Annotated in this window: 8 protein-coding genes; all 8 read left to right on the top strand. The window is 67.9% G+C overall.

Annotated elements, in window-relative coordinates; translation table 11 throughout:
* Positions 1 to 2: 2 nt before the first annotated feature.
* Positions 3 to 1,475, top strand: coding sequence for a hypothetical protein (locus tag LG278_RS17650; RefSeq protein ID WP_404388827.1), 1,473 nt, complete (start codon positions 3 to 5; stop codon positions 1,473 to 1,475).
* Between the two features lie 28 nt (positions 1,476 to 1,503).
* Positions 1,504 to 3,063 carry an SCO6880 family protein gene (locus LG278_RS17645; protein WP_404388826.1) on the top strand — a complete coding sequence of 520 codons (1,560 nt, stop codon included), beginning with the start codon at positions 1,504 to 1,506 and terminating at the stop codon, positions 3,061 to 3,063.
* Between the two features lie 252 nt (positions 3,064 to 3,315).
* Positions 3,316 to 4,635 (top strand): ATP-binding protein, encoded by a 1,320-nt coding sequence (locus tag LG278_RS17640; RefSeq protein ID WP_404388825.1) that lies wholly within the window; start codon positions 3,316 to 3,318, stop codon positions 4,633 to 4,635.
* A 12-nt stretch (positions 4,636 to 4,647) separates the two neighbouring features.
* Complete coding sequence (locus tag LG278_RS17635; RefSeq protein ID WP_404388824.1) at positions 4,648 to 6,303, top strand: peptidoglycan DD-metalloendopeptidase family protein; 1,656 nt, start codon at positions 4,648 to 4,650, stop codon at positions 6,301 to 6,303.
* Positions 6,304 to 6,713: 410 nt separating this feature from the next.
* A complete protein-coding gene (locus tag LG278_RS17630; protein WP_404388823.1) occupies positions 6,714 to 7,166 on the top strand; it encodes a hypothetical protein in 453 nt (150 codons plus the stop codon).
* Positions 7,167 to 7,246: 80 nt separating this feature from the next.
* Entirely contained in the window at positions 7,247 to 8,704 is a 1,458-nt protein-coding gene (locus tag LG278_RS17625) for a type IV secretory system conjugative DNA transfer family protein (RefSeq protein WP_404388822.1), read from the top strand.
* Positions 8,701 to 9,375, top strand: a complete 675-nt coding sequence (locus tag LG278_RS17620; protein ID WP_404388821.1) for a hypothetical protein — start codon at positions 8,701 to 8,703, stop codon at positions 9,373 to 9,375. The genes LG278_RS17625 and LG278_RS17620 overlap by 4 nt, the downstream gene beginning before the upstream one ends.
* Before the next feature lie 300 nt (positions 9,376 to 9,675).
* Entirely contained in the window at positions 9,676 to 12,402 is a 2,727-nt protein-coding gene (locus LG278_RS17615) for a TrlF family AAA-like ATPase (RefSeq protein ID WP_404388820.1), read from the top strand.
* Positions 12,403 to 13,784: the final 1,382 nt, after the last annotated feature.

Genomic DNA, 13,784 nt, shown 5'->3' with positions numbered 1-13,784 from the left:
GCATGCTCAACCCGTTCTCGTACTTGGCGTCGGCGGCCGGCAAGGTCGTCGCCGACGGCTGGACGGCCGCGATGCTCGGCCTGTGGAACGCGGGCCTGTGGCTGCTCAAGCTCGTCCTGGGCATCGTCGATGACTTCACAACTCCGGACCTGAGCGAGGGCGGGCCGGCGGGGTCGCTGTACCGGGTGACGTTCTGGATCGGGCTGACCCTGATGCTCGTCCTGACGGTGGCGCAGCTCGGGATCGCCGCGTTCCGCCGAGACGGCCGCTCGGTCGGGCAGGTCCTCGTCGGCACCGGCCAGTTCCTGCTCGTGTGGGTCGCCTGGATCGGGTACGGCATCGCGGTCCTGGCCGCGTGCGGTGGCCTGACGAAGGCGCTCATGGCCACGCTGCTGCATGTCGACAGCTGGGCGCAGTTCAGCCCGCTGGGCGCCCAGCTCGACGTCGCCGACATCTCCGACGGCACGGTCGCCACCGTTCTCGGGTTGATGGGCATCGTGCTGGTCTTCGCCGCGATCGGGCACCTGCTGGTCATGCTGACCCGCGCCGGTGCGTTGATGGTGCTCGCGGCGACGACACCGATCTCCGCTGCCGGCCTGTCGTCCGACTTCGGGCGAAGCTGGTTCTGGAAAAGCTTCCGCTGGTTCCACGCCGCCGCGTTCACCCCGGTCCTGATGGTCCTCGTCCTCGGGGTCGGGGTGCAGATGACCTCCGGGGTCGCCACCGGCATGACGGACGAGCTGCAGAAGGCCATAGGCACCGCGGTGCCCGGCGTCATTCTCATCTGCATCGGCTGCGCGAGCCCGCTCGCCCTGTTCAAGCTGCTGGCGTTCACCGACCCGGGCACCTCCTCCGGCGCCGCGCTCCGCGCCGGGATGGCCGCCCAGGGCGGCCTGAGCGGAGTCCTCGCCGGAAAGGGCAGCGCAGGCGACTCCACGTCCGCAGCAGCGTCGAGCACCGACGAGCACGGACGCTCCCAGGCCGAAGGGGCAGGCGAGAGCTCCACCAGCAGCCGTTTCGGCGATCTCGCAGCAGCCGGTCTGGGTCTGGTCGCGACCGTCGGCGCCAGAGGTGCAGCGATGGGAGCCGACCTGACCAACCAGATGGGAGTCGGGGACTCCAGCTACGTCCCGGACTTCAGCAGCGGCCGGCGCAACAACCAGCAGCCCAACCAGCAGCCCAACCAGCGCCGTGACGATGACAACCCGGAGATCAACGGCGCCGACGGCAACGGAACCGACGGCACGGGCGGCATGGGCGGCGGCGGGCCGTCCTCGTTCCCGAGCACGCCGTCCATGCCCAGCACGCCGTCGGGGACCGGCCCCGGAGGAACCGGGCTGTCGGGGAGCAGCGGGGGCCGCGGGGGCAACGGCATACCTGCTGGCACAGCGGGTGCTGGTGGTGCCGGCGCGGGCGCGGCCGGTGGAACAGGTGGAGCGGCGGCCGCGGGCGCGGTGCCCGCCGTCCCTGCATAGGACCGGCATAGGAGAGAGGAAGCGTGTCATGGGTGTCATCTACTCCGACTACTCCAGGGCCCGGATCGGGTGGTTCTTCGGCCTGTCCGGGTGGCAGCTGGCCACGGTCGCGCTGACGTTCCTGCCGATCGCGTGGGCGATGCAGCAGGCGGCGTGGGCGTCCGTGGCTCTGTTTACGCTGTTGTGGGCGGTGATCGTGCTGGTCACGGTGACGCCGGTCCGGGGTCGGTCGGCGGTGGGCTGGGTCTTCGCCTCCTTGTCGTTCGCGGTCGGGGGCCTCGCCGGGTGGACGCGGTTCCGGTCGAAGGCCTCCACGGGAGAGGCGGATTCGCTGGCGGAACCGGACCTGCCGGGGGTGTTGCAGGGTGTCCGGATCCACGACGGCCCCCCGCGTGGCGTTACGTTCACCAGGGCCGCGATCATCCAGGACCACCGCTGCCGGACGTGGGCGCTAACCGCGGCGGTGACCCACCCCGGCATCGGCCTGGCCGAGCTCGACCAGCGCGAACGACTCGGTGCCGGCTTGGGGGAGCTGCTCGACCTCGCCGCCCGGACAGAGCTGGTCGACGCGGTCGTGTTCTTGGTGCGGACCGTTCCGGAGGACGGCGCCGAACGCGACCAGTGGATCGTCCGGCACCGCCGCGACACCGGGCCGCTCGTGTCCCGGCAGGTCAACGACGAGCTGCAGGCGAACCTCACCCGGGCCAGCGTCCGGACCGAGGCGTTCGTCACCGTCGTCGTCCCCGAGGGCCGGCTCGGCCGGGAGGCCAAGGAGTCCGGCGGCGGCCTCGACGGCCGCGCCCGAGTCCTCTACGGTCTCGCCGACGAGATCGAGGCTCAGCTGCGCGGCGGGATGGGGATGACCAGCGTCGCCTGGCTCACCAGCCCCGAGCTGGCGCTGGCCTGCCGCACCGGCTTCGCTCCCGGTGACCGGGCCGGGATCATCGACGCCCTCGCCGGCCGCAACACCAACCCCGCCGCTGACACCGCGTCCCAAAGCGACCCCGGGATCAACCCTGCGGTGAATGTAGGGATCAATGCGGACGTGCCGTGGGCGATGGCCGGGCCGTCCGGGGCGGACCCGGCGGTGCGGCACTACAGCCACGACGCGTGGAACTCGATCTCCTCGACGGTGAAGCTGCCCGTCCGGGGCGCCGCGATGGGAGCCCTCGCGCCCGCGCTGACCCCGACCGCGTCGGGGGAGCGGCGCTCCTTCATGGTCTGCTACCCGATCCTGACCGCGTCGGTCGCGAACCGGCAGAGCGCCACGAGCGAGTGGGCCGCGGACATCGGCGACGAGCTGCGGCACCGGGCCAAGGTCAAGAAGCGGGCCAAGGCGAGCGACGAGAGCGAGAAGGTGCGTCGCCTCGACGCGAAGCTGGCCCGCGGCAACAGCCTCACCCGCCCGTATGCCGTCGTCACCGTCACCGTCCCCAAGACCGCCCGGGTCTCCGCGTTCGGACGCGACCTGGACGCGTCCGTGCGCCGGGCCGGGTTCGCCCCGTTGCGGCTGGACCTCGCCCAGGACGTCGCGTTCGCCGCGTCGACCGTCCCGCTCGGGGTCAGCCTCACCCGCAAAGCCGACTGAAGGAACCGCACCGTCATGCGCGCTGCACGCACAGGCCACACGGACCATCGGGGTGACAGAAGGGGGGACGGTGGCGATGCGGGTCGGGACATGTCCCGGCTCCTGGCGGACTTCGGCCACGAGCTGCCCTCCGCCCCGCGGCCCCTGCACAGGCCGAAGGATGCTCGGCTGTTCCGGCACGTCCCGTCGCGCGGGGCGCGCCGACCCGGCCGGGGCTGGGCGTCGGGGTCGGCGCCGGTCTCGACGTGGCGGATGACCTCCGAGCAGGCCCCGGTGTTCTGGCCGTTCATCTCGACCCCCGGGCTGCCCCCGACGGGGGCGCAGATGGGGATCGACCTGCTCTCCGGCGGCTCGTTCTACGCCGACCCGCTCGGCTGGGTCCTCGACGACACCGTCCCGGTCACGAACCCGAACATCTTCAGCCTCGGCAAACCCGGCCGCGGCAAGTCCGCCACCACGAAGGCGTTCTGCCTGCGGATGATGGACTTCGGCTACCGCGTCCTCGTCCTGGGCGACCCGAAGGACGAGTACGAGCCGCTGTGCCGGTTCCTCGGCGTGCAGCCGTTCGCGATCGGGCACGGCCTGCCGGCGCGGATCAACCCGCTCGCGTTCGGGCCGCTGATCACCGGCTGGGACCAGCTCAGCCCGGAGCAGGCACAGGGCCGGGCCGCGATCGTGTTCGCCCGTTGGCTGACCCTCGTCCGGGGGCTCGTCGGCTCCCAACGCATCGGCGAGCACCGGGTGCCGTTCGGTCCCACCGACGAGGTCGTCGTCAAGGCCGCCCTGGCGCACCTGACCGGGTACGCCCACGGCAACACCCGGATGCGGGAGACGACCATCCCGCACCTGTGGCGGCTGCTCGACGCCCCGACGAGCGAGCTGGTCGCGCAGTGCCGGTACGCCGACGAACGCCACTTCCTCGACGACACAAGGATGCTGCGGGACGCGCTCGGGCAGCTCGTCTCCGGGGCGTTGGCCGGCCTCTTCGATGACCACACGAGCATCGAGGTCGACTGGGCCGCCCCGATCCAGTCGCTGAGCCTGTCCCGCCTCGAACCGCTCGGCGACGAGGCGGTCGGGATCGCCCTGACCTGTCTCAACTCGTGGGGCCGCGGGATGCGGGAGCTCGCGTCACCGGGGGACGTGCGGGTCGTGGTCCGCGACGAGTCGTGGAAGCAGCTGCGTCTCGGCCCGGAGGCCGTCAAGAGCTTCGACGCGGACCTGCGCCTGTCCCGGCGCGACGGGGACGTGCAGTTCGCGATCGCCCACAAACCCTCCGACCTGCTCTCCGCCGGCGACAGCGGATCGCAGGCCGTCGCGATCGCCAAGGACCTGCTGCACCTGGCCGACATCAAGATCCTGCACGGGCAGGACCGGGCCGTCGCGGCCGAGCTCGAGACGATGCTCGGGCTGGGCCCGATCGCCCGCGACCTCGTCACGGGCTGGGCGATGCAGGGCAAGGGCCGCGCCCTGTGGTGCGTCGGCGACCAGCTCTACAAGGTCGCCACCGTCCTGCACCCCGTCGAGCGGCAGCTCACGTTCACGAACCAGGCGCTCGAGGGTGCGGGCTGAAAGGCGCTGGTGATGAAGAAGATTGCCGCGATCCTGCTGCCGCTGGTGCTGCTGGCCTGCACTCCCATCGCGGCCGCGGTGCTGGTCATGGCGGTCGCGGGACCCGCCGCGGGGGAGCAGCTGCGGACCATCGCCTGCGGCACCGGCATCCCGGCGACGGGGGAGTGGCGGCCACCGTTCACCCAGCCCTACACCGTCAGCAGGCGCGGCTTCGGCCAGCAGTTCCACCCCATCCACCTGCGCTGGGAACACCACTCCGGGCAGGACCTCGTCTCCCAGCCCGGACCCGGACCGGTCGTCGCGATCGGCCCCGGACGTGTCGCCTTCGCCGGGGTCTCCCGGGGCGGCTACGGCAACTATGTCGACGTCGCGCACGCTGGCGGCGTCAGCAGCCGGTACGCCCACCTCGCCCGGATCGACGTCCGGCAGGGACAGCCCGTCACGGCGGGGGAGCGGCTCGGCGTCGAGGGCAGCACCGGCACCAGCACCGGCAACCACCTGCACCTCGAGATCCTCGTGCGCGGGGTCGCGACCGACCCCGTCCCCTGGATGCTCGCGCACGGCGCCCCCCTCAACGGTCTCGCCGTCACCGCCACCCCCACGGGGCCTAGCGAAGGCAGCGGCGCGGCGACCGGGGCCGCGGGTGACACCGGGGGGACGGCGGCGGCGATGCAGGCGGTGACGATGCAGGCAGTGACGGAGGGGGTGATGGAGGGTGGGATCGGGTTCGAGCTTCCCGCGCCCGGCACCCCTCGGCAGGCCTCGCTGCGCAACCCGCCCCTGCCGATCCCCGACCGCGTCAAGACGCGCTATGAGGCCGCGGCCGCCAGGCACGCGATCCCGTGGGCGCTGCTCGCCGGCATCGGCATGGAGGAGACCGGGCACGGTCGCACCACCGCCACCTCGAGCGCCGGCGCCCATGGCCTCATGCAGTTGATGCCGGCCACGTTCGCGGCGGTCGGCGTCGACGGCGACGGCGACCGCCGCGCTGACATCCGCAACGACGCCGACAGCATCACCTCCGCCGCGAACTACCTCGTGCGCTCCGGCGTCACCGACGGACCGGACGGGGTCGTCAAGGCCCTGTACGCGTACAACCACGCCACCTGGTACGTCAACGACGTCCTGCACTACGCCCACGCGTACGGCGGCGGGATCGTTCTCGGCGACCCGACCGGCTGCGGCGCCCCGACAAGGAACGGCAGCGGTGGCGGCGGTGATCCGGCCCTGCCGCCGCTGACCAGCGACCGGGTGCGGCAGCTGCTGCAGTGGGCCGGCAGCCAGGCCGGAGACGCCTACGTCATGGGCGCCAACGGACCGGACGCGTGGGACTGCTCCTCCCTCGTCCAGGCGGCGTTCGCGCGGATCGGGATCAGCATGCCCCGCACCGCCGGAGCGCAGCGGGCCTGGCTGGCCAAGGGCAACGGCTTCCGCGTCCCACCCGGCACGGAGCGGCCCGGCGACGTCATCTTCTGGGACTCCTATCTCGGCCCGTCACGGATCGGGCACGTGATGCTCGTGTGGGACCCCGCGACCCGGACCACCATCGAGGCCCGGTCGAGATCCCTTGGTGTCGGGCACTTCTCCTACGCCGCCGGGCCGAGCCACCACATCTACGAGATCTGGCGGGTCGGCAACATGGCCGACCAGCCGACTGTGACCCGGTAACTCAAGTGACTCACGTGAGTCAGATGAGCGACGTCCCCGCCGAATCAGCCGACGACCCCGAGCAGCCCGCACCGTGGGAGTTGTCCGACGACCTCGCGCGGGAGGCCGCAGCGACGGGCTCTGGTGGGGGTGTTGGTGCGCCTGTCACCGAGAAGGGCCTCACGCCAGAGGAGCTCGACCCTTCCGATCCGGCGTTCCACTGGCACAGCGTCGTTCGGGCTCGCGGCTGGGCGCAGCCGACCCTCGACGGGAGCAACGGCGGGCAGGACCCGGCGGCGTGGCTGTGGCGCCACCAACGCCTCCACGAGAACCCTGCACAGCCGTCCCCACCTCCGGATCGTCGGGATGGGCGGCGGCGGTGAACGCCCACCCGGGCGTCGACGGCTTTGGTCGCTGAAGGAGGCGCTCACATGCAGCAGTCACGACGCTCGAACCCGTATCCGTTCACGTGGGAGATCCCGCTCATGCTCGCCGTCACGGTGATGCTGCTGCTCGTGCTCGGCGTGCAGGCCGGCCGGGCCGCCGCGAACCTCGCCGCCGGGGCCGGCGTGTCGTTCCCGCCCAGGGAGGCCCTGTTCACCAGCGTGCCCGGGATCCTGGCCGGGGACGCCAGCGCCGGTCTACCGCGGGGCGCAGGAAGCCTGGCGTCACCGGCCGCGGTACGCGGCTGGGTGGCCGCGTCCGAGCTGATGATCCTGATCGTCATGTGCTGGGCCGGGAGGGCGCTATGGCTGCGGTGGGGACCCCACCGCATCCACGGGATGGCCAGCAAGGCCGAGGCGCAGCATCTGCTCGGTCGCCGTCGGCTCCATCGGGTCCGGGGCATCATCCGCCCCGACCTCTACGGCAAGGACCGGGCATGACGACAGGAGCGCAGCCGACAGGAACTGAGCCACGGTCGCGCTCTGGGTCTTGGTCCAGGTCCCGCTTCGAGCCGACCCACGTGGGATGGCGGCTCGGCAGCTCGAGCCAGCCCAGGGGCGGGCAGCTGTGGGTGCCGTGGGACCGCACCGCCGGGGTCATCGGCCCTCAGGGCAGCGGCAAGACCCTCGACGCGCTGATCCCCGCGCTGCTGCAGGCTCCCGGCGCGGCACTGGTCACGCTGACGAAGCTTGACGACCTGCTGCTGAGCCTGACGGCCCGCTCCGCGGGGGAGCGGCCGTGTGTCGTGCTCGACCCGTTCGGCGCAGCCACGGGGTTGCCCGAGCTGGTGTGGGACCCGATCGATGGGTGCGTCGACCCGATGCTCGCCGAGCGGCGGGCGAAGGCGTTCACCGCCGGCAGCGTCAAGGGCGCCGTCGCGGGCGGGCACGGCGACGACGCGGCACGGTTCTACGCGGCCGAGGCCGCGAAAGTCCTGCAGGCCTACTTCCATGCGGCCGCGTTGACCGGCCGTACCCTGCAGGACGTGCTGCGCTGGGTGGCGAACCCGCTCAGTGCCACCGACCCGACCGAGATCTTGCGGGAGCACCCGCACGCGGCACCGTTCTGGCACGGGCTGCTGTTCGGGGCGCTCCGCGGCGATGACCGGACCGCCGGGAACACGATCACCACCGTGCAGCAGACGATGAGCCTGTTCTTCCAGGAGCCGATCCGGCGCCGCTGCGTCCCCGGGCCAGGGCGTCCCGCCACTGATGTCGCCGACGTCATCGCACGGCGCGGCACCATCTACCTGCTCGGACGGGAGGACCCCTACGCCAGCGCGTCACCGCTGATGACGGCCGTCGCCGAACACGTCCTCGACACGGCCCTCGCCGCGGCGAACCAGTCACCGTGGGGGCGGCTTTGCCCGCCGATGCTCGCCTGCCTCGACGAGCTGCCCTCCACCGCACCGTTGCCCACGCTGCGCACCCGGATGGCCAACGAACGCGCCCTCGGGATCTCGTTCATCTGGGCCGCGCAGACCCGGCCGCAGCTCTCCGCCATCTTCGGTGAGCAGGAAGCCCGGACACTGATCGGGCTGACGAACACCCTCTTCCTCTTCGGCGGCTCCAAGGACGTCGCGTTCAACCAGGAGATCAGCGACCTCCTCGGGCCCGTCCGGGTCGCCCGCACCAGCTGGCAGAGCGGGAACCGCGGCGGCCGGAACGTCGCTGGCGAGGACATCCCTATTCTCACCGGCGCCGAGGTCCGTCAGCTCAAGGAGCGGCACGCCCTCGTCGTCGCCGAGAACGGCAAACCGATCATCGCCGCCTTGCATCGGTGCGTCGACGGACCCAAGGGGCGGCAGCTCCTCGCCCAGCAGGCCGCAGCACGCGCCAAGCTGGGGGAGGGACGCCGGCTGGTGGTCACCCCCGCGGCCCGCGCCACCGCTGCGCTCGTCGAAGCGCGCCGGCACGGACTGTCCAATGACACGACCGACCGTCCTAACGTCCCGCCGCAGTTCACGGTGCGGCGATGAGCGTCACGACAGATCCCCAGCTCCCGCCGACCCCCATGGTCCGCCCCTTCCCGGAACCAAGCCGCGGGCTGGCGCACTGCTACCGCGAGCTGCACCTCGCGGCCAACGGCACCGCCGAGCAGAAGAAGGCTCTCGGCGACCTACGGATGTTGCCCCGACCGTGGGACCCCACCAGCATCCGAGAACCGCAGCTACGGCGCGAGCTGTGGACCTGGCTCGACCAGGTCGTCGACTGGCTCAACGTCGAGTACGTCTGGGACGTTGTCGGCATCATCCCGCCCTGCTGGCCCCAGCATCCCCACCTCGTCCACGAGATCGCCGTTCTGGCCGACCAACGCCGCCGCGCCGGCCTCGGCTTCACGAGCGACGCCCTCGAGGAATGGCACCGCTACTCCCTTCCCGCCTTCACCGAACGACTCCGGACCCGACTGAAGGACCACTGCGAGGAAGGCCACAGCGACTGGCCCGCCCGCGGCCGCCACAACCGCCACGCCGCCGAGCACGCCGTCCAGCAACGCGACACCGCGTTCTCCAACGACGAAGCCCTCGCGAAGAGCACGCGCCGAGACCCCAGCGAGACCCTGCGACTGCACCTCGTCGACACCGGACACCTCAGCCCAGAGGTCGTCGACCTCGAGACTGGCGAGATCCTCGACGACGGCGATGAATGAGCAAGAACAGCGAGCACAGAGAACCTTCGGAGACGCAGCAGGAGCCGAATGGCCTCGCGTGGCCCCTTCAACGACGTGCCGACGGACGCGAGTCCTTCCCCCCGGGGTAGGCGCCCCTATCCCCAGTTAGGGCGGGTACGGAACCTGTTGTCGACCGCCCAGATAGGGCGCGCGTGGTCTCCACCGGCCTACCGCCCACGAAGACGTGCGAACCTCGCCTACATTCGGTTCCCTCGTGCAGTCGTGGCGCCGTCGCAGGCGTATGCGAATATCACACCCATGACTTCAGGGGACAGCAGCGTGACCATTGAGACTTCCTCCACCGTCGGTGCGCGTGAGGTGCGTACCGGAGCTCGGTGGTGGCGGGTCGACATCCACGCGCATTCGCCCGCCTCCCGAGACTTCGGGAGCAGCGAAGGTCAGGACGCTGACGGCGAGAAGCCGTCATTCCGTGCTTGGCTACAGGCGTATCTGGACGCCGGCATCGACGGTGTTGTAATCACGGACCACAACACCCACGAAGGCATCGAGCAGGCGCGATTCGCGCTGGAGCAACTTCGCGATGAGAACTCAAATGTGGGGGACCTCACCCTCTTCCCTGGCGTGGAGCTGACTGTGTCTGGGGGTGTGCACCTCCTTGGCATCTTTGATCCTCAGACCCCCGCACAAGCGATCAACGAGGTGATCGCGCGCTGCGACTACGGAGGCAGGCGCGGGGGCAGTACCCAGACAGCCAACGCGACAGTTGTGGATGCTGCGCGAGAGATTGAGAAGGCAGGCGGCATATGCATACCGGCCCATGCCGATCAAAATGCAGGGTTTCTCACTCGGTCTGAGCTAGACCTGCCCACGATCAAACAGACGAACATCGTTGCTGTTGAAATTGTCGACGACGCTAACGTACATCAAGCGGAACGTCATGGTTGGGTTGCACTGCTCGGGTCGGACGCACACTTCCTCACCACTGACGGGTGCCCACCTGAGCATGAGGCCAAGGCTCCGGGAACGCATTTCACTTGGATCAAGGCTGAGTATCTCGACTTGGAAGGTCTCAAGTTGGCTCTGACCGACCCCAAAGAGTCGGTGCGGCGCGCTCGGCAGGGCAGCATCGATCCCAACCGCATCTTCCATGGACACATCGACCGGGTCTCCGTCAGCCACAGGGGAACCATGGAGACGTACAGCTTCAATCCATGGATGAACTGCCTCATCGGCGGGCGTGGAGTTGGCAAATCCACCATTGTGGAGCTGATCCGATTAGTGATGGGCCGCAGCGCCGACCTCCGAGAGACGGCGCTGATGCCCGATCTTCAACGGTTCGTTCCGGGCGGCGACCGAGCGCAACAGTGGTGGGATGACTCCTCTGAGATCGAGGTGCGGTACACCAAAGACACCTTGCCCCTCCGGGTGCTGTGGTCAGGTAGCAGCCCCAATGAATCCCGCATCGAGGCGTGGAACGGATCCGTTTGGGAGCCGCAGGCAGGGCAAGTTTCCGACCGAGCGCCCATCCAGGTCTTCAGTCAGAAGCAGATCTACGAACTGGCCCGACAGCCACAGAGTTTCCTGGCCATCCTCGACCGGATGGAGGAGGTACACAAGGCAGAGTGGAACGAGCGCTACTCAGCACTCGAAAGCCAGTTCCGCCGCGGCCGAGAGCGACTGCGGGAATTGTTGACAGAGACCGACCGGGCTGATCGACTGCGAGGACGCCTTCAGGAGGTACAGGGCCGGCTCCACCACCTTGCCCAACTGCGAGCCGATCCCCAGTATCAAGAACTCGAGGAGACCGAGTCCCACCTGCGGGCCGTCACAGCCGGAGAGAAGGACGCCAGTGAACTGGTGCATGAGTTGCAACGGCAGGCCACCGCGCTCCGCTCATTAGCGGACACCCATGGCGAGGTGGCCGGCTACCGAGACCGCACCGCGAGTTTCACCGAGGCAGCGACCCTCATCGACGCCGTGGTCACGAAATTAGAAGCGTCGGCGAAGGACTGGCAGCTCGGAAACACCCAGGCGCGCTGGACTACCCGAATCGACGAGCTGGGCAAATGGCTATCCGAGCAAGGCGGCGAGACTCGAACCCCGTTACCAGAACAAACCCACGCTGACCGTCAACTCGAGAAGCAACTGCAGCGCGAACTGCTCGCCTTCGAGAACTCTGACAAGAAGGTCGAGGCTCACAGGAACGAACTTGGGAAACTTCAGGGCCTCCTTGCGGAAATGCGCAAGGAGCTGCACCAGCGCAGGTCCGATTATGTGAATGGCCTTTCGACAAACACCGAGGCTCGCACACGTGTTCGGGTGTATCATCAAGGCGGCATTGCAGGCGTGGGGGAAGAGCTTCGCACGGTCTTAAACCGGCCCGATTCGTTCGATAACGTCTTCATGCAGGAGGGCATTGCCAAGCCTCTCTTTGATGCTCAGCCAAAGAATCCTACGTTCCATCAGACAGTTGTTCCGTCATTCAAGAAGGATCTTCTGGATCTGGTCCAGCGCGGCGTCGACTCAGACATCGCACAACGGGTGCGAATCGATGCTAGGTTCCACCGTCGCCCTGACAATGGCGATGCATTCGACCTTGAGACCAACATCGTTCTCTGGTTCCCGGAGGACCTTGTCACGGTCGAGTACAAGCCGAACGGCAGCAGCAACTTCACGCCGGTCGATCAAGGCTCACCCGGCCAAAAGACGGCTGCCCTGCTTGCCGTCATTCTGCAGATGGGCAGGGAGCCACTCCTACTTGATCAGCCGGAAGACGACCTTGAGAACAAGCTAATCAAGCATCTAGCGGTCGAGACGCTCAAGCACATCAAACGCAACCGACAACTAATTATCTCGACGCACAACGCAAACATCGTCGTCACCTCTGCGTCCGAGCAGGTCCTAGTGATCCAGCATGGACAAGAGCTACCAGGGTTGGAGGCATCGGGAACGCTTCAGACGAAAGCAGTAAGGGACAGCGTCTGCCTCATTCTCGAAGGAGGGGTTGACGCCATCAGGACAAGGTATAAGAGGCTCGTGGGTTGAAATGTGTTGCGCTTCATTCAGAGAATATGCAGCATGAGCGAAGCGGCCTTGAACAGCTGCCGCGTCGCTCCCCCTTGCTTCCCTGGAGTGATCCGACCAACTCACGAGTTCGAATCGTCCTGATGCGATGCCGGAGCGGAGGCCCCGCTCCTATATCGAATCAGGCAACGGTCTGGGACAATTCTGCGGCCGGCCAGTGGCCGTCTCGCAACTTGCTCAACGTCATCGTCGCGCCACGCGCCTGCTTGTGCGCCGTCGGCTCGACTGCACCGAAGGACGCGTCCTACCAAGAGTTCGAGGGCGCCTTGTGGTTCTCGCGATTTCGAGCTCTTGGGGCCGCGCATGTTTAAGACTTGCCTGCACTGATGCGACCAACACAACCGCAACCACCCCCGTCAGTTCCACAGACAGCCATTTGTCGAGCGCGGTGAGGCCTGAAATGTTTGGTGGCACCAGGACTTGACGCAGCGCGTATAGGCTCAGAACAGCCGCGGCAAACTCAATTGGACTCACAGCCTCCAAGGCCAGCCTAGAACCATTCCGGCGTAGCGCAAGATAGGCAACCATGAGCACGGCAGGCACAGACGCCAAACCGTAGATGAACCAAGTGTAGGTCCAACTTCGCCCAATAACGACGTCCGGTAGCACCAGGCCATCTCGAGGACCCAGCAACGAACGCGGCAACACCGTGAATTGAATATCTCCGACACGGATAACGTCCACGGTGACCCGGACTGGCAGCGAGGAGTAGTCTTTGGTGGTGGGCTCCATGTTCGGCCGCGAGGTTGTGATGTTAAGTGGTCGGGAGAATCGGAGGCTTGGCGTGAGATAGATTGAGTACCTATCGCTAGGAAACTCTCGGCTCGAGCCATAAATATCTAGAGTCACACGTTGTCGAAGGTAGGTCTCGCTTGTGTGTGCAGCCAGTGATTCGATAGGCCATGATGACTCGTGATTCGCGACCCGCAGTGTGGCGTCGCCAGACACTTCGCTGTTAGTCAGAGTCGAGCCCGGTACCGATAAAACGGCCTCAGCCGACGCTGTCCCGTTGGATGCGTCGATATCCAAGACATCCACGTATAGGTTGGCTACTGGGCCAACTGTGGCCGGAGATGAAGGAGATGCCTCGGCTGGCTCCAATGTTGCCAATGTGGATCGTTCTCGTAGACCGAACTGCTGCGCAAGAAGATCTGCAGGGTTACTCAGCAGGTATGTGCTGATGACTAGCGTGATCAGGGCCACCCCGAACCAGACGGCACCAACATAGGGGTTCTTGACCACCTGGTACCGAGCGTCGCGCGCGAACTGTCGGAGATGACGTGGCATGCCTGAAAGACTCCCACGTTCAGGGCCCACCAGAGGACCACACTGAGAATCCAGCC

It is taken from the genome of Humibacillus xanthopallidus (assembly GCF_044793955.1).
GTDB lineage: Bacteria > Actinomycetota > Actinomycetes > Actinomycetales > Dermatophilaceae > Humibacillus > Humibacillus xanthopallidus_C.
Note: the sequence above shows the minus strand (reverse complement) of the source record. Positions and strands in the feature narration are given on the sequence as shown.